Genomic DNA, 14,521 nt, shown 5'->3' on the forward strand with positions numbered 1-14,521 from the left:
ATGGCCGACGTGACGATGTGGCTGGAGGCCACAGGAGCCTTAGCCGGTGCTGGCGGACTCGGCTACGCCAGGTTCCGCGCTCCGCGTGTGTATTGGTCGCTGGTCGGGGCGCCGCTCACCTGGGGCCGGTTCGCCCTCACCTACCGCTCCACGATGGACGTGTGCGGTCTGACGGTGCAGCCGTCCGGCCTGCGGGCGTTCGTCACCCGCAACGTCGCCCGCCGTGAGGTGCAACCGGTACCGCCGAAGATCCGCCGGATCCGCCCCACCTCAACCGGCCTGCGGGTCACCCTGCGTCTGCCTGCTGGTCTGGAACCGGCGGACGTAATGGCCTCCTCCGAACGGCTCCGCCACGCGTGGGGTGTGCACTCGGTGACCGTGGTGGCGACCAAGCCCGGATACGTTGAGCTGCGCATGACCGGCTACGACGTGCTGCGCCGGGTGCGGATGCCGCGCAAGGCACGGCCCCGCGACATGGTGGTGCCGGTCGCACTGCGGGAGGACGGGACCGCCTTCGAGCGGGACTACCGCAAGGCCCCCATGGCCCTCACCCTGGGTGCCAACCACTCCGGCAAGTCGATGTACCAACGTTCCCTGATCAAGGGACTCGCACAGCTCCCTGTCGCGCTGGTGGGCATCGACTGCAAGCGCGGGGTGGAACAGACAGCCTTCGCACCCCGCCTGTCAGCGCTGGTCACCAACCCGGATGAAGCCGTGTCGCTGCTGGATGTGCTGGTCGCGGAGATGGAAGACCGCTTCGACCTCCTGAGCCTGCACGGAGCCTGCGACATCTGGGAACTCCCCGAGGCGATACGCCCGGTGCCGGTCGTGGTCCTGGTCGACGAGGTCGCCGAGCTGTTCCTGATCTCCTCGCGCAAGGATGAGGAACGCCGGGAACGGATCGTCACCGCGCTGATCCGGCTCGCGCAGATGGCCCGCGCGGTCGGCATCTACCTGGAGATCTGCGCCCAGCGCTTCGGCTCCGAACTCGGCAAGGGCGCCACCATGCTCCGCGCCCAGCTCACCGGCCGCGTGGTGCATCGGGTCAACGACAAGCAGACCGCCGAAATGGGCCTCGCCGACATCGCCCCGGACGCGGTCCCGGCCGCCAGCCTGATCCCGATGGAGCGCCCCGGTACGGCTGTTGCGGCGGACTCTACGGGCGGCTGGTCGAAGATCCGCACCCCGCACACCTCCCGCGCCGACGTGGTTGCTGCCTGCCGGGAGTTCGCTCACCTGGTCCCGGACCTTCCCGCGCTGGAGTCCTTCCGGCCCTTCGTGCCCGCCGAGACGCCGGCGCCTTGCCCATCGCTGGTCAAGCCCCGCCCGGTCATCGACTGACACCCGCTGGACCAGGGGCGGCATGCCCCTCGTGCTCCGCCCCTGACCGGCCCGACTTCCCTTCGAAGGGAGGTGCCCCATGCTCCGCCCGATCCGCCCTGACGCCGTACTCGTCCAGGCCGTCATCGCCGGTGCTCTGTCCTTCGCCCACCTGCACGACCTGGCTGCGGCGGCTGGACAGTCCGGCTGGAAAGCCTGGGCCTACCCGGTCTCCGTCGACCTGCTGTTGGTCGCCGCCTGGCGACGGCTGCGCACGGCCCGCCGCGACCGCTCGGCCTGGACGTGGTTCGTCATCGCCTTGGCGGCCTCGCTCGGCGCGAACGTCGCCACCGCCGGACTGCTCGACCTGGCCCACGTGCCCGCCTGGCTGCGCATCCTCGTCGCTGGTTGGCCCGCCCTGGCCTTCCTGGGCGGAACACTCCTCGTCCACAGCCCCGCCACCTCGGTGGAACCTGCACGGCCTGTGGACGACGAACCGGCCGCGCCGGAAGCCGAGACACCCCGCGACGATGCCCCCGCACCGAGCCCTGCGCCGAAGGTGCCCGAACTGACACCAGTCCCGGCTCCGGCCCCACCGCAGTCCGCGCCCGCGGCTCCTCCGGTACCGGCCGCGCTGCTGGACCACGCCCGCAAGATCGCTGACGCCCACCAGGCATCCACCGGCACGCCGATGCCCGCCGACGCCCTGTCGGCCCGGCTCGGCCTGCCCGCCCCGATGGCCGACGCCATCGCCGCTCAGCTCCAGCTCACCTGACCGGGAGGGACTACAGCTCATGCCCCAGACCTTCGACCGCGGCGCCGACTACATCGACGCGGCCCGTGAGATGGCCGCCGCCGGCCGTCCCGGCCTGGCCCGGCTGCTCGCCGAGGAGGCCGCCGACCGCACTCCGGACGCCGACACCGCCGCCCGCATCCTGGCCGAGTTCCCCGGCCCCAGCCTCCGGCGGGAGGGCTGACCTCATGGCCGTCTACCGCCGCTTCCGCGACCGCATCCGCATCGGCCCCGTCCAGGTCGCCACGTACTACGACGGCCGGGGCCGCGACAAGCACACCGCCGCGTGCATCGCCCCCGGCTGCGGCTTCTCCGCCGACTACGCGGACCGCTCCGCCGCCGAACTCGCCGCCCGCACCCACCGCTGCAAGGCCTAGGAGACCCCCGCCATGAACGTCCCGCTCTGGCTCGCGCTCCTCGTCGTCGGCTACCTCGGCATCAAGCTCGTCCGCCCGCCCTGGTGGCTTGTGATCGTGCTCCTCCTCGGCGGCTACCTCGTCGCCGACAGCTTCCTCAGCCCCGTCATCGGCACCGCCCTCGACAAGTGACCTGACCGAAGGGAGACCCATCGTGTTCATGTTCACCCCGAAGTACCCGCCCCAGGACACCGCACCGCCCCCGGCCGACCCGGCGCCGCGCACCAACATCCCGGCACCCGTCGCCCCGGTTCCGGTCGTCCCGGCCTCGACCCGGCCCACCGTTCAGCTCACCCCGGGCAGCGCGCTCGCCCTGGCTGCCGGCGGTGGTGCCGTGGTCCTGGTCGTCGGCGCGGTCCTGGTCTCGATGCTCCTCGCGGTCGCCGTCACCGGCGTCTCCGTCGCCGTGGTCTCGATCGTGCTCCGCCTCCTCGTCAAGGACCTCCAGAAGGAGCGGTGACCCACATGGACACGCACGTGATCGCCGCCGGGTTACCGGCCCTGGGCTGGGCCCTGCACAGCGGCCTGTTGGTGCGCCGCCTCTCGACGGCCCGCCGCGACCCCCTGACCGGCCTGCACACCCGCGCCGGATGGACCGCCCGCGCCGAACACCTGCTGGCCAGGCACCCCAACGCCCTGGTGCTCCTGGTCGACCTCGACGACTTCAAGGCCATCAACGACACCCACGGTCACGCCTCCGGAGACGCCGTCCTCACCGCGACGGCCGGCCGCCTCGCCGCCTGGTGCGGACGCCACGGCATCGCCGCCCGCCTCGGCGGAGACGAATTCGCGGCCATCGTCACCGACCCAGCCCGCACCCCCGGCCTGGACGCCCTCCAGGCCGCCCTGGACCAGCCCGTCGAGCACAACGGCCGCGCCCTGCCGGTCTCAGCCTCGGTCGGCCACTGCCACCGAACACACCTGCGCGTCCCGACCCTCACCGACGCTCTCTCCGCCGCCGACTCCGCGATGTACGCGGTCAAGGGCCACGGCAGGCGCAACACACGCTAAGCGGCCCCCGGAGCGGCCTCGGTCGCCAAACTTCGTCCGCTCCGGGCGCCTGACCCCTTCCACATCCAACGGACCCGAAAGGGAGCCCCATCATGCCCCAGCACACCCCGGCCCGGCGGATCTGCCGCGACTGCGACGGCTTCGCCACCGCCGCCATCACCACCGGCACCCGCCACCCGGACGGCACCCGAGCCACCTTCCGCGTCACCTGCTCCAGCTGCAAGGGCACCGGCCACCAGCTCCCCGCCGCCACGCTCGCCCGCGCCGGGAGGTGACCAGTTGACCGACACCGCCACCATGGCGGGCCTGGACCCGGCCACCCTCGCCGACGTGCTGAGGCTGGCCGGATCCACCGGCTTCGACCGTATCCAAGACCAGATCCGCCGCACCGGCGGCTGCTCCGACCCAATCCACCTGCAAGGCTCCGTCGTCGTCCGCGACAAAGAGACCCGGCACGTCCTGCACCGCTACTCCACCGACACCGAGCCTGGCGGACGGCTCCGTATCGCGTGCGGCAACCGTCGCGCCTCGCGCTGCCCGGCATGCGCCTGGACGTACGCGGGCGACACCTACCACCTCATCCGCGCCGGCCTCATCGGCGACCCCGCCAAGGGCACCCCGGACACGATCCGCGATCACCCCCGCGTCTTCGCCACCCTCACGGCCCCCTCCTTCGGCCCCGTCCACAACCGCCCCGGCAACCGGCCCTGCGCCTGCGGCACCCGCCACCCGGAAGACGCCCCCGAACTCGGCACCCCCCTCGACCCGGACACCTACGACTACGCGGGCGCCGTGCTGTGGAACAACCACGCCTCCGACCTGTGGCGCTACTTCACGATCTACCTTCGCCGCGAAATCGCCCGCCGCGCCGGACTCACCCAGAAGGACGCCCACGAACAGTCCCGCGTCTCCTTCGGCAAGGTCGCCGAATACCAAAAGCGCGGCGCCGTCCACTTCCACGCCGTGATCCGCTTCGACGGCCCCGACGGACCAGACAGCCCGCCCCCGGCCTGGGCCACGCTCGACCTGCTCACCGACGCCATCCACGCCGCTGCCGCTCGCGTCGTGGTCGACGTTCCCCCGGTCGGGGACCAGCCCGCCCGCGCTCTGCGCTGGGGCACCCAGCTCGACGTCCGACCGATCCGCGCCTTTGGCGACGGCGTAGAGATCACCGAACAGGCCGTCGCCTCCTACGTCGCGAAGTACGCCACCAAGGCCGCCGAGACCACCGGCACCGTGGACCGCCGCATCGGCAACAAAGAGGCCCTGGCCCTCCTCGGCGTACCCGACCACCCGGCCCGGCTCATCGCCGCCTGCCTTGACCTCCACCCACTCTACCCCGACCGCAAACTCCGTGACTGGGCCCACATGCTCGGCTTCCGCGGCCACTTCTCCACCAAGTCCCGCCGCTACTCCACCACCCTCGGCGCCCTCCGCCAGGTCCGCGCCGACTACCGCGCCGCCCAGCAACGCCAGGCCCTCGGCCTGCACGACCCCGACGACCAGGAGGCAACCACCCTGACCCTCGCCCACTGGGCCTACGCCGGCCACGGCCACACTCCCGGCGAATCCTGGCTCGCCGCCAACATCCGCCGCGACCTCCAACAAAGCCGCGAACTCGCCCGCGAGGCGCTCAACGACGCCCATTCGGAAGGAGACGACTGGTGACCATGGACCGACTGCTCACTGTGCAGGAAGTCGCCGAACGCCTTGGCACGGGTGTGAGGTTTCCTCGCCGACTCATCGAGGAACGGCGGATCACCTTCGTGAAGGTCGGACGGCACGTGCGCATCCCCGAAAGCGCCGTGAGGGCATTCGTGGCTGCCAACACCGTGGAGCCGGTCACCCTTCGTCCTTTGGCTCTGCGGGGTGCTGCCTGATGGCCTCGAAACGCAGGTCTCGCCGAACGTTCGGCCGCGTTCGAAAGCTTCCGTCCGGCCGCTACCAAGCCCGCTACCCCGGCCCGGACGGCGTCCTGCGGCCTGCCGATCGGACGTTCGCCACGACGACGGATGCCGACCGGTGGCTCATGCGGAAGCGCATCGAGATAGAAGAGGGCCGCTGGCTCGACCCTGTTGAGGGACAGATGACTGTCCGCGACTGGGCCGCCCGCTGGCTGGCTGCCGTTGCTCCGCAGCTCAAGCACAAGACGCAGGCGTCGTACCGGTCTCTGATCAACTCGCGGATCAATCCGGCGCTCGGTGATCGTAAGCTGTCGAGTCTGCGGCCGATCACGGTCACTGAATGGGTGGCCGCGATGCGTACTGAGGGGTTGAGCGCTTCGCGTATCCGTCAGGCGTACCGGGTGCTGTCGCAGATCATGGCATCGGCCGTGGACAACGACCTGATCCCGCAGACTCCCTGCCGAGGCGTACGACTCCCGCGCATGCCGCAGACCGAACCGCACATCGTCACGCCGCTGGAAGCCTCACGCATCGTCCGCAGCGCGGAGAGGCCGCATGATCTGTTGATCGCGCTGCTTGCCTTCGCAGGCCTGCGGGTGGGGGAGGCGTTCGCCCTTCGGCGCTCGGACGTGGACACCGCCGGCGGCTTCCTCCTGGTCGATGAGAACCTGGCCGAAGCGAACGGCTCCCTCGTCTTCGACACCCCCAAGTCGCATCAGAAGCGGGTTCTGCGGCTGGCACCCTCGCTGGCGAAGCGGCTCGGGTCATACCTCGAAGAGCTGCCCGGAGGAAGCGACGCGCTGTTGTTCACCACGCCCGCGGGCAAGCCGCTGCGCTACAACCAGTGGCGCAAGGCCTACTTCGACCCCGCCGTCTCGGCGGCCGGCCTCACCGACGTGACCCCACACGACCTTCGGGCCTCCCACGGGACTTGGGTCGCCGACCGGTACGGCGTCATGACTGCCGCTCACCGCCTCGGCCACTCAAATGCGAGCGTGACCACTCGGCACTACGCCAGGCCGGTCGCCGGCCGTGACGACCAGGTGGCGGAGGCGGCCGACGCATGGCTCAGATGGCAAGAGGGAGACGCCTCTCCTGAGGGGCGTAAGCCCTTCTGAGCAGCCTGCACTTACTGATGCCCCTGGCCAGGATGTAGCCAGGGGCATCACCGTTTGTGACCCTCAGCGTCCGCAGGAGGCCTTCACCTCACGTCACTGACCAAATCATCTCTATGCGCCATGCATATGCACGGATACTCTGCGTGCTCATGGCGAAAGTGGTGCATCTGTACTGGGGATACATGGTGGCCGCGGCTTTGATCGTTGCTTGGAGTCAGCAATGGTCGTTGCCCGTGATCGTGGCTCTGTCGCTTGGCGTCTCGGCCTACGCGGCCTTCCAAGTGCCTGTCTGGTGTGGAGCCGTCAACCGGGATGGGCAGACCTACTGCCGCAATAACGCCTATGGCGTGTTGATGGGCTGTTCGAAACGTCAACACAGGTGGCAGAAGGTGAAGATGATCGTCTTGCGTAGCAAGGTCGGTAACGCGAGTCGCTCCGTGTTCCCTACGGCCAAAGAGAAGTTCAACGGCGCCCTCGCTGTGGCAGGGCTGCTGTCGGCCGTCGCGGCCGTGATCGTTCCCGTTGTGACGGGAGGCTGAGGGGCACGATCGTGCTGCCTGGGGCACGCAGAGGGCACGACATCGCTGGCGACGGCTCCGCAAGGGCTTTCACACTTGCTTGACCTGGGGCGGAGCACAATGCGCGCCATACGTCGGGAAGGTCTTGAAAACCGTCGTGGCGCGAGTCACCGTGGGTTCAAATCCCACACCCACCGCATAGGTCGACGGCCCCCTGACCAGTGCATTTGGTGGTCAGGGGGCCGTCGACGTGTCGGGTAAGGGACACGGGCAGCCTGCGTGCCAAGGCTGTCGACGACCGATGCCGTCGCTCAGGAGATCAACGCCGACGGGCCGTCAGGCGTGCCGCCGAGGCCACCGTCGCCCGGGCCTCCCGTTCGGTGAGGCCCGTTGTTCTCGCCGCCTCGATCAAGGAAATGATCAGGTCGGGGTCCGGGCCGTTCTCGTAGGCGCGGCATGCCGCCCAGAACAGGCGGGTGTTGCGCTGCCCCTCGTGGGCCGCGAGGACGAACTGGATCAGGCCGTGGCCGTCCCCCCGTTTCGGGAGTCGGTCCGTTCCCCTTCCCGGTGTTGTGCGAGGCGGCGGCAGCAGCAGCCGGAGCAGTGCCGGTGGGCAGGCGGCCGGCGCGAGGTGGGCGGTGCCGGGGGCGGTCTCGTAGACGCCGTGCTCGGTGCGGGAGCCGGGACCGACCAGGTAGCCGCCGGCGCCCCGTACGTCGATGCCGGGCGCGAGCCGGCCGGCCGAGTTGGGGACGGCCGCGTCCGGTGGGCCGGTCAGCCAGAGGTGGCGGCCGCCGCTCGGTGTCACGATCACCACGGTCGCGGGGATCGTGAACAGATGCCGTAACGCCAGTTCGCGCAGCGCTGCCGAGGAGTCCGTACCCGACTTGGTGTCCAGGTCGATGCCGATCAAGTGGTGCGGCGGCAGGCCGCAGGCGATGCCGTAGCCGGTGGCCCAGGGGGCCGCGGCGAACAGTTCCCGGATGCGGCGCGGGTCGGTCGAGGCGTCGTACACCCCGTGACCGAAGCGGCCGCACTCGCCGTGGCAGGGCGGCAGGCCGACGGGGTCGTGGCGGTGGGGGGAGCGCAGCGCCGGGAGTTTCGTCCGGGACAGGGGGATGACGGCGAGGCCGCGTTCGGCGGCCGAGAGCGCGTGGGCGAGGGCCAGCGTCGTGGCCTGCCGGTCGGTGGTGGCCATGACGCTATTTTCGTACTCATGTTCGAAGAAGGGAAGAGGGTGCAGGTGACCCCCTCGCGGGCGCCGGAGTTCGCTCCTGAACGGGGTTTATCGGCTTCTTCTCACGCTTGAGAGCGAAAGAGAGGTTCCGGGACGGTTCGTTACGGAATCGGTGGGCAACTCTGGTCTCGCGACGTCGTGATCAGTACGCCGGGGCAGTGCTCCAACTGGCCAGGTCAAAGCCCTACTTCATGCTGGAGGAACTCGTATGGCAAGCACCCGTACCGCCCGCGTCGCCGCAGGCCTCGCCGCCCTGCCGCTCGCCGCCGTGCTCTTCACCGGCGTCGCGGCGGCGGACGACTTCGCCTTCGCGTACGACGGCAACGCGTCCGCCACCCAGCAGGTGACGGTCGGCCCCGGCGCCTCGAACCAGAGCAACACCGCCCAGTTCGGCGATTCCGCGTTCACGCCGGTCAGTCAGGGCAACGACAACGCGGCCGTCGATTTCACGCCACTGTGGTGGTGATCGGTGGTGGGCGGAGGAGTGGCCGGGGGGTGGGCCCGAGGGAGGGGTAGCCCAAGGGGGGATGGTCCGAGGGGTGGGGTGGGCCCAAGGGAGACAGGCCCGAGGGGGGAGGGGGACAGGCCCGAGGGGGACGGAAAGGGAACCAAGGCCGGGGGGCCTCTGTGGGTGGAACAAGGTCAGCTGCGCGGCGGTACTCCGGTACCGCCGCGCGGTGTTTCCGGACCCCGCCGGGCCAGCCACGTCCGCGGCGGCCTGCAGCGGCCCACAGCGTCCCGTCCTGCGATGCCGCCGACCCCGCCCCGGGTGACGCCCCCGCTCCCCACCGCCGTAACCCGCAGGGGTAAACCCCCACCCGCCCTCCTCCCCCAGTCCACCTCCAGGAGGTGCAGTCGGCCCCGCCCCTACAACCAGAGGGGGATTCGCCTTCGGCACCTTTGGGCGATCCGCGCGACGGCCGGTCGAACCTAGCGTTGAGCCATGACCACACCCGTCTGCACCAGCGCCTCGAACGCCGCTCACGCCGTGACGCCGGCGAGGCGGACGGCGCCGTACACGCCGCGCCCGGCGGCCACCCAGGGGCCGCACCCGCACCCCTCCTCCTCGCCCTACCCCTCCTTCGCCTCCTACGTCAGAGCCCGCCAGCCCGTCCTCCTGCGCACCGCGCGTTCCCTCACCGCGAACCCCTCCGACGCCGAGGACCTGCTGCAGACGGCGCTGACCAAGACGTACGTCGCCTGGGAGCGCATCGAGGACCACCGCGCCCTCGACGGCTATGTGCGCCGCGCGCTGGTGAACACCCGCACCTCGCAGTGGCGCAAGCGCCGGGTCGACGAGTTCGCCTGCGACGAACTGCCCGAGCCCGAGCCGGCGCCCGGCGGCGGCAACGACCCGGCCGAACTCCAGGCGCTGCGCGACGCGATGTGGCGGGCGATCATGCGGCTGCCCGACCGCCAGCGGGCGATGGTCGTTCTCAGGTACTACGAGGACCTCAGCGAGGCCCAGACGGCCGAGGTGCTCGGCGTCTCCGTCGGCACGGTCAAGTCGGCGGTGTCCCGGGCCCTCGGCAAGCTCCGCGAGGACCCCGAACTCGGGCTCGCCCGATAGCGTCCGGCGGTCAGCGGCCGTCCCTCCCGCCGTCCCTCATGCAGCCGTCACGCCCACTTTCCTCCCGCGCGCCATCCGCCGTCCCTCCCGCGCGCCATCCGCCGTCCCTCCCGCGTGCCGTCACGCACGCGCCACCCAAGCCGTCACGCAGGCGCCACCCCCCAACCCGTCACGCAGGCGCCACCCCCCAAGCCGTCACGCCCGCCACCCCGCCCGCGTTCAGGCCCCCACCGTCCCGCCCACCCCACGCACACCGTCACCGACCGTCAATATGTGAAACAGCACGTGATGGATCGCCCGGATCTAGTGACATACCGAGCGGTACGTGCGCAGAATCAGCGCAAACGTTACCGCCGCGTAGGCAATGTCGCCCCGGGAGGACGCCGTGCTGAGCACCATGCAGGACGTACCGCTGCTGATTTCGAGGATCCTCACCCATGGGTCGACGATCCACGGCACATCGCAGGTGACCACCTGGACGGGCGAGGACCAGCCGCACCGCCGTTCCTTCGCCGAGATCGGCGCCCGCGCCGCCCAGCTGGCCCACGCCCTGCACGACGACCTCGGAGTCGCGTCCGACGACCGCGTGGCCACCCTGATGTGGAACAACGCCGAGCACGTCGAGGCCTACTTCGCGATCCCCTCCATGGGCGCGGTCCTGCACACCCTCAACCTCCGGCTGCCCCCCGAGCAGCTCGCCTGGATCGTCAACCACGCCGCCGACAAGGTCGTGATCGCCAACGGCTCGCTGCTGCCGCTGCTCGCCCCGCTGCTGCCGCACCTCAAGACGGTCGAGCACGTCGTCGTCTCCGGCCCGGGCGACCGCTCGGCGCTCGCCGCCGCCTCCGTGCGCGTGCACGAGTACGAGGACCTGATCGCCGGCAAGCCCACCGCGTACGACTGGCCGGAACTGGACGAGCGCCAGGCCGCCTCCATGTGCTACACCTCCGGCACCACCGGCGAGCCCAAGGGCGTGGTGTACAGCCACCGTTCGGTCTACCTGCACTCGATGCAGGTCAACATGGCCCAGTCGATGGGCCTGACCGACGAGGACACGTCGCTGGTCGTGGTGCCGCAGTTCCACGTCAACGCCTGGGGCCTGCCGCACGCCACCTTCATGACCGGCGTGAACATGCTGATGCCGGACCGCTTCCTCCAGCCGGCGCCCCTCGCCGAGATGATCGAGACGATCAGACCGACGCACGCCGCGGCCGTCCCCACCATCTGGCAGGGCCTGCTCACCGAGCTGACCGCCAAGCCCCGTGACGTCTCCTGCCTCACGCAGGTGACCATCGGCGGCTCCGCCTGTCCGCCGTCCCTGATGGAGGCCTTCGACGAGCTCGGCATGCGGGTCTGCCACGCCTGGGGCATGACGGAGACGTCCCCGCTCGGTACGGTCGCCCGTCCGCCGGCCCACGCGGTGGGCACGGACGAGGAGTTCGGCTACCGCCTCACCCAGGGCCGTTTCCCGGCCGGCGTGGAGGGCCGCCTCACCGGGCCCGGGGGCGAACGCCTCCCCTGGGACGGCGAGTCCGCCGGCGAGCTGGAGGTCCGCGGCCCGTGGATCGCCGGCGCCTACTACAACGGTCCCGACGCCGAACCGCTGCGTCCCGCCGACAAGTTCAGCCAGGACGGCTGGCTGAAGACCGGCGACGTCGGCACCATCAGCCCCGACGGATACCTCACCCTCACCGACCGCGCCAAGGACGTCATCAAGTCCGGCGGCGAGTGGATCTCCTCGGTGGAGCTGGAGAACGCCCTCATGGCCCACCCGGAGGTCGCCGAGGCAGCCGTCGTCGCCGTCCCCGACGACAAGTGGGGGGAGCGCCCGCTGGCCACGGTCGTCCTCAAGGAGGGCGCCACCGCCGACTTCGAGACGCTGCGCACCTTCCTCGCCGAGGAGGGCAAGATCGCCAAGTGGCAGCTGCCGGAGCGCTGGACGGTCATCGAGTCGGTTCCGAAGACCAGCGTGGGCAAGTTCGACAAGAAGGTGCTGCGCCGGCAGTACGCGGAGGGCGAGCTGGACGTCACCCGCATCTGAGCCCACAGTCCGGGCCGTTCCCCGACCGTCGCCGCCACCTGCCGTGCGGAGGCGGTCGGGGAAGGCGTTGAGGGCCGCGGGGGGCCGTACGGTCCGTACAGTCCGTCGGTCCTCTAGTCCGTACGCCTGCTGGCCCGTACGCCTGCTGGCCCGGACGTCACCGGCCTCCGTAAGGTATCCGGCCGTGACGTCCTACGAGCGGTGGTCCCTGATCGTCTCCTCCGGCGCCCTGTTCGTCAGCGTGATCGCCTTCGGCGGGCTGGCGTGGCAGCTGCGGATGCTGTCCCGCAGCACGGCGCAGGACCACGACCGGCGCCGCAAGCAGGCCACGATGGAGTACCTCACGGCGATCATGGACCGCCGCAAGGTGCTGTACGACGAGGGGATCCCGGACGAACGGGACGAGGCGGCCGTCTCCGAGCTGATCGCCCGGGCGAGGTCGGGCGACCGCCCGGCGGTGAAGCTGATCACGTCCTACCTCACCACCTTCAACTACCTGGGCGTCGGCGCCCGCACCGACGCCTTCGACCGGGCCGTCATCGACCAGGCGTGGGGCGGCCTCGTCATCGCCGTGTGGAGCCACTACCGCCCCTGGGTGGAGACCCAGCGCACGGAACGCGGCGAGCCCCGCCTGTACGAGGACCTGCAGTGGCTCGCGGACGGGATGACCCCGCGCCGCACGGGCGTGGTGCCGGCGCAGGGCGACGCGGTGCGGGGCTGAGCCGTACGGGAGTTCTACGGGTCGTCCCGCAGGACTCCCGTACGACTGGAGCCGTATCTACGGGTCGACGGTGAACCCGTGATCGGCGGTGGTGGCGGGCCGCGCGGCCCGCTGGGCCAGCCACCCCGACACCCGCGGCCCACCACTGACCGCCCGCCCCTCCCGCACGGTGCGGACGTGCGCGAAGCCGTGCCGCAGGTAGTAGGACTGGAGGGACGTGTTGGTCGTCCAGGCGTCCAGGCGCAGCCACTTGGCCCCGGACCGGTATGCGCGGTCCCCGGCCCAGTCCAGCAGCCGACCGCCCACGTTCCGTCCGGCGTGCGTGCGCGCGACGGCCAACTTGCTGACGTAGAGGGAGGGTTCGTCCAGCTCGGATTCCGCCCACAGCCCGGTGGGACCGTCCGCGGACACGGTGATCGTCGCGGCCGCCGTCCCGCCGTCGAGGACGAGGAAGACGTCACCCGCCTCGACGGCGCCCAGCAGCCGCTCGGCCGGGTAGGGCCGCTGCCACTGGTCCGACCCGATGCGGGCCAGCCAGCCCGCGGCTTCCTCCCGGAACGCCAGCAGGAGGGGGAGGTCGGCGGGCCGGGCGGGGACGATTCTCACGGGGCGATTGTCGCTGCGGCGGGGCGGGGGTTCCAGGGCGGGCAGGCGGTGCCCCACGAGCTCGCCGCATAAGCGATCACGGCCTCATGCTGTCCGAGCCTGCCCGAATCCCGCGAGCGCAGTCGGCGCCACACGTGACCCGGGCCGACCGGCCTCCGTCAGATCGGCGCACTGATCCGGGCCGATCGGCCCCGGCCGTCGACCGCGTTGCCGCATGTTCCCGAAACGCGAGAGGCCCCGGATCTCTCCGGGGCCTCTCACCTGTGTGCACTCGGCAGGATTCGAACCTGCAACCTTCTGATCCGTAGTCAGATGCTCTATCCGTTAAGCTACGAGTGCTTGTCTTGATTTGTTCTCCCCGCTTCGTTCCTTCCGGCCCGTCGCGGCGACAGGAAGAACATTACATGACTGCCGCCGTCATGTGAAATCCATTGGGTCCACCCCTTGTGACCTGCGGAAACGTACAAACGATCGAAGCCCCGGTCCTGGGGACCGGGGCTTCGGTGATGGTGCGGAGGCGGAGGGATTTGAACCCTCGATGGGCTTTAAGGCCCAAACCGCATTAGCAGTGCGGCGCCATAGACCGGACTAGGCGACGCCTCCAGCACAGCCGCTCGCGCGAGCGCGAGTGGTGCGTGCAGATGATGACACAGTCGAGCGTGCTGTCACCAATCGTGTCCCCTACGGTACTAGGGAGGCGGGTCGCAGAGCAAAGGGGTTCCGGGGGCGGTGCGCCGCCCGTGGGGGTGTGCGCAACGTACGGGGGCGTGGGGCGTTAAGCAGGGCATGTACCAGGTCATCCTCCGTGCCGGCGCCTCTCTCGCCGTCCTCGCCTCGCTGTCCGCCGCCCCCGTCGCCGCGGCCGCCGCCCCCCTCCCCGCCACGCCTCCCGGGCGGGTCGGCGGGGACCACCTCACCGTCACGCTCCTCGGCCTGTCCGGAAAGCCGGACCGGGTGACGTACCAGGTGCGCTGTCACCCCGACGGCGGTGACCACCCGGACGTGGCGGGAGCCTGCCGGGCGCTGGAGCGGGAGACCCGGTGGGGCAAGGACCCCTTCGCGCCGGTCGCCGACGGGACCATGTGCACGATGCAGTACGGCGGACAGGGCGCCGCCCATGTGACCGGCACCTGGGCCGGGCGCTCGGTGAAGGCCGTGTTCGACCGCACCAACGGCTGCGAGATCGCCCGCTGGGACCGCCTCGTGCCGCTCCTTCCCGAAGCGCGAGGTTAGGGCCGGGTTCCGGGCGCAGGGCGTGCCCCGGTG

Annotated in this window: 19 protein-coding genes and 2 tRNA genes; 17 read left to right on the forward strand and 4 right to left on the reverse strand. The window is 70.8% G+C overall.

The window, feature by feature from the left end; translation table 11 throughout:
- The 12 genes from ACZ6KF_RS27580 (at window position 1) to ACZ6KF_RS27635 (ending at window position 7,101) form a co-directional block, all read left to right on the forward strand.
- Window positions 1-1,341 carry an FtsK/SpoIIIE domain-containing protein gene (locus tag ACZ6KF_RS27580; RefSeq protein ID WP_469240852.1) on the forward strand — a complete coding sequence of 447 codons (1,341 nt, stop codon included), beginning with the start codon at window positions 1-3 and terminating at the stop codon, window positions 1,339-1,341.
- 79 nt (window positions 1,342-1,420) lie between these two features.
- Window positions 1,421-2,095 (forward strand): DUF2637 domain-containing protein, encoded by a 675-nt coding sequence (locus ACZ6KF_RS27585; RefSeq protein ID WP_469240854.1) that lies wholly within the window; start codon window positions 1,421-1,423, stop codon window positions 2,093-2,095.
- Between the two features lie 19 nt (window positions 2,096-2,114).
- On the forward strand, window positions 2,115-2,297 hold the full coding sequence (locus ACZ6KF_RS27590) for a hypothetical protein (RefSeq protein WP_469240856.1): 183 nt from the start codon (window positions 2,115-2,117) through the stop codon (window positions 2,295-2,297).
- 4 nt (window positions 2,298-2,301) lie between these two features.
- Complete coding sequence (locus ACZ6KF_RS27595; RefSeq protein WP_469240857.1) at window positions 2,302-2,490, forward strand: mobile element transfer protein; 189 nt, start codon at window positions 2,302-2,304, stop codon at window positions 2,488-2,490.
- 12 nt (window positions 2,491-2,502) lie between these two features.
- Complete coding sequence (locus ACZ6KF_RS27600) at window positions 2,503-2,661, forward strand: hypothetical protein (RefSeq protein WP_386579960.1); 159 nt, start codon at window positions 2,503-2,505, stop codon at window positions 2,659-2,661.
- A 28-nt stretch (window positions 2,662-2,689) separates the two neighbouring features.
- A complete protein-coding gene (locus tag ACZ6KF_RS27605; RefSeq protein ID WP_469240915.1) occupies window positions 2,690-2,989 on the forward strand; it encodes a SpdD protein in 300 nt (99 codons plus the stop codon).
- A 5-nt stretch (window positions 2,990-2,994) separates the two neighbouring features.
- Complete coding sequence (locus ACZ6KF_RS27610) at window positions 2,995-3,540, forward strand: GGDEF domain-containing protein (protein WP_469240860.1); 546 nt, start codon at window positions 2,995-2,997, stop codon at window positions 3,538-3,540.
- A gap of 92 nt (window positions 3,541-3,632) precedes the next feature.
- On the forward strand, window positions 3,633-3,815 hold the full coding sequence (locus ACZ6KF_RS27615) for a hypothetical protein (RefSeq protein WP_469240862.1): 183 nt from the start codon (window positions 3,633-3,635) through the stop codon (window positions 3,813-3,815).
- A gap of 4 nt (window positions 3,816-3,819) precedes the next feature.
- Entirely contained in the window at window positions 3,820-5,208 is a 1,389-nt protein-coding gene (gene repSA / locus ACZ6KF_RS27620) for a replication initiator protein RepSA (protein WP_469240864.1), read from the forward strand.
- Between the two features lie 2 nt (window positions 5,209-5,210).
- Window positions 5,211-5,420 (forward strand): helix-turn-helix domain-containing protein, encoded by a 210-nt coding sequence (locus ACZ6KF_RS27625; protein ID WP_086742060.1) that lies wholly within the window; start codon window positions 5,211-5,213, stop codon window positions 5,418-5,420.
- Window positions 5,420-6,562 (forward strand): tyrosine-type recombinase/integrase, encoded by a 1,143-nt coding sequence (locus ACZ6KF_RS27630; RefSeq protein WP_469240866.1) that lies wholly within the window; start codon window positions 5,420-5,422, stop codon window positions 6,560-6,562. The genes ACZ6KF_RS27625 and ACZ6KF_RS27630 overlap by 1 nt, the downstream gene beginning before the upstream one ends.
- A gap of 149 nt (window positions 6,563-6,711) precedes the next feature.
- Window positions 6,712-7,101, forward strand: coding sequence for a hypothetical protein (locus ACZ6KF_RS27635; RefSeq protein ID WP_031067308.1), 390 nt, complete (start codon window positions 6,712-6,714; stop codon window positions 7,099-7,101).
- A 298-nt stretch (window positions 7,102-7,399) separates the two neighbouring features.
- Here the strand turns inward: ACZ6KF_RS27635 and ACZ6KF_RS27640 are convergent, their stop codons facing one another.
- Window positions 7,400-8,278: a bifunctional DNA primase/polymerase gene (locus ACZ6KF_RS27640; RefSeq protein ID WP_469179313.1), complete on the reverse strand. Its 879-nt coding sequence runs from the start codon at window positions 8,276-8,278 to the stop codon at window positions 7,400-7,402.
- A gap of 247 nt (window positions 8,279-8,525) precedes the next feature.
- On the opposite strand from ACZ6KF_RS27640, the gene ACZ6KF_RS27645 reads away from it, so the two are divergent.
- The 4 genes from ACZ6KF_RS27645 (at window position 8,526) to ACZ6KF_RS27660 (ending at window position 12,649) form a co-directional block, all read left to right on the forward strand.
- Entirely contained in the window at window positions 8,526-8,783 is a 258-nt protein-coding gene (locus tag ACZ6KF_RS27645) for a hypothetical protein (protein WP_469160206.1), read from the forward strand.
- 477 nt (window positions 8,784-9,260) lie between these two features.
- Complete coding sequence (locus ACZ6KF_RS27650; RefSeq protein ID WP_469160207.1) at window positions 9,261-9,887, forward strand: SigE family RNA polymerase sigma factor; 627 nt, start codon at window positions 9,261-9,263, stop codon at window positions 9,885-9,887.
- Between the two features lie 364 nt (window positions 9,888-10,251).
- Window positions 10,252-11,928 carry a long-chain fatty acid--CoA ligase gene (locus ACZ6KF_RS27655; protein ID WP_469160208.1) on the forward strand — a complete coding sequence of 559 codons (1,677 nt, stop codon included), beginning with the start codon at window positions 10,252-10,254 and terminating at the stop codon, window positions 11,926-11,928.
- Window positions 11,929-12,112: 184 nt separating this feature from the next.
- A complete protein-coding gene (locus ACZ6KF_RS27660; RefSeq protein WP_356635860.1) occupies window positions 12,113-12,649 on the forward strand; it encodes a DUF4760 domain-containing protein in 537 nt (178 codons plus the stop codon).
- A 57-nt stretch (window positions 12,650-12,706) separates the two neighbouring features.
- Here ACZ6KF_RS27660 and ACZ6KF_RS27665 read toward each other — a convergent pair whose 3' ends face one another.
- The 3 genes from ACZ6KF_RS27665 to ACZ6KF_RS27675 all read right to left on the reverse strand — a co-directional run bounded on the left by ACZ6KF_RS27665 (window position 12,707) and on the right by ACZ6KF_RS27675 (window position 13,858).
- Window positions 12,707-13,255 (reverse strand): GNAT family N-acetyltransferase, encoded by a 549-nt coding sequence (locus ACZ6KF_RS27665; RefSeq protein WP_469179315.1) that lies wholly within the window; start codon window positions 13,253-13,255, stop codon window positions 12,707-12,709.
- A 266-nt stretch (window positions 13,256-13,521) separates the two neighbouring features.
- Window positions 13,522-13,594, reverse strand: a tRNA-Arg gene (locus ACZ6KF_RS27670).
- Between the two features lie 173 nt (window positions 13,595-13,767).
- Window positions 13,768-13,858 (reverse strand) — tRNA-Ser (locus tag ACZ6KF_RS27675).
- Window positions 13,859-14,041: 183 nt separating this feature from the next.
- On the opposite strand from ACZ6KF_RS27675, the gene ACZ6KF_RS27680 reads away from it, so the two are divergent.
- A complete protein-coding gene (locus ACZ6KF_RS27680) occupies window positions 14,042-14,488 on the forward strand; it encodes an SSI family serine proteinase inhibitor (protein ID WP_356635856.1) in 447 nt (148 codons plus the stop codon).
- Window positions 14,489-14,521: the final 33 nt, after the last annotated feature.

The sequence above is a fragment of the Streptomyces sp. NPDC046379 genome (genome assembly GCF_055587785.1).

What these genes read in the sequence shown, in the direction of transcription:
- ACZ6KF_RS27580 (WP_469240852.1), top strand. Translation starts at nt 1, where the DNA reads ATGGCCGACGTGACGATGTGGCTGGAGGCCACAGGAGCCTTAGCCGGT.
- ACZ6KF_RS27585 (WP_469240854.1), top strand. Translation starts at nt 1,421, where the DNA reads ATGCTCCGCCCGATCCGCCCTGACGCCGTACTCGTCCAGGCCGTCATC.
- ACZ6KF_RS27590 (WP_469240856.1), top strand. Translation starts at nt 2,115, where the DNA reads ATGCCCCAGACCTTCGACCGCGGCGCCGACTACATCGACGCGGCCCGT.
- ACZ6KF_RS27595 (WP_469240857.1), top strand. Translation starts at nt 2,302, where the DNA reads ATGGCCGTCTACCGCCGCTTCCGCGACCGCATCCGCATCGGCCCCGTC.
- ACZ6KF_RS27600 (WP_386579960.1), top strand. Translation starts at nt 2,503, where the DNA reads ATGAACGTCCCGCTCTGGCTCGCGCTCCTCGTCGTCGGCTACCTCGGC.
- ACZ6KF_RS27605 (WP_469240915.1), top strand. Translation starts at nt 2,690, where the DNA reads ATGTTCACCCCGAAGTACCCGCCCCAGGACACCGCACCGCCCCCGGCC.
- ACZ6KF_RS27610 (WP_469240860.1), top strand. Translation starts at nt 2,995, where the DNA reads ATGGACACGCACGTGATCGCCGCCGGGTTACCGGCCCTGGGCTGGGCC.
- ACZ6KF_RS27615 (WP_469240862.1), top strand. Translation starts at nt 3,633, where the DNA reads ATGCCCCAGCACACCCCGGCCCGGCGGATCTGCCGCGACTGCGACGGC.
- ACZ6KF_RS27625 (WP_086742060.1), top strand. Translation starts at nt 5,211, where the DNA reads ATGGACCGACTGCTCACTGTGCAGGAAGTCGCCGAACGCCTTGGCACG.
- ACZ6KF_RS27630 (WP_469240866.1), top strand. Translation starts at nt 5,420, where the DNA reads ATGGCCTCGAAACGCAGGTCTCGCCGAACGTTCGGCCGCGTTCGAAAG.
- ACZ6KF_RS27635 (WP_031067308.1), top strand. Translation starts at nt 6,712, where the DNA reads ATGGCGAAAGTGGTGCATCTGTACTGGGGATACATGGTGGCCGCGGCT.
- ACZ6KF_RS27640 (WP_469179313.1), bottom strand. Translation starts at nt 8,278, where the DNA reads ATGGCCACCACCGACCGGCAGGCCACGACGCTGGCCCTCGCCCACGCG.
- ACZ6KF_RS27645 (WP_469160206.1), top strand. Translation starts at nt 8,526, where the DNA reads ATGGCAAGCACCCGTACCGCCCGCGTCGCCGCAGGCCTCGCCGCCCTG.
- ACZ6KF_RS27650 (WP_469160207.1), top strand. Translation starts at nt 9,261, where the DNA reads ATGACCACACCCGTCTGCACCAGCGCCTCGAACGCCGCTCACGCCGTG.
- ACZ6KF_RS27655 (WP_469160208.1), top strand. Translation starts at nt 10,252, where the DNA reads ATGTCGCCCCGGGAGGACGCCGTGCTGAGCACCATGCAGGACGTACCG.
- ACZ6KF_RS27680 (WP_356635856.1), top strand. Translation starts at nt 14,042, where the DNA reads ATGTACCAGGTCATCCTCCGTGCCGGCGCCTCTCTCGCCGTCCTCGCC.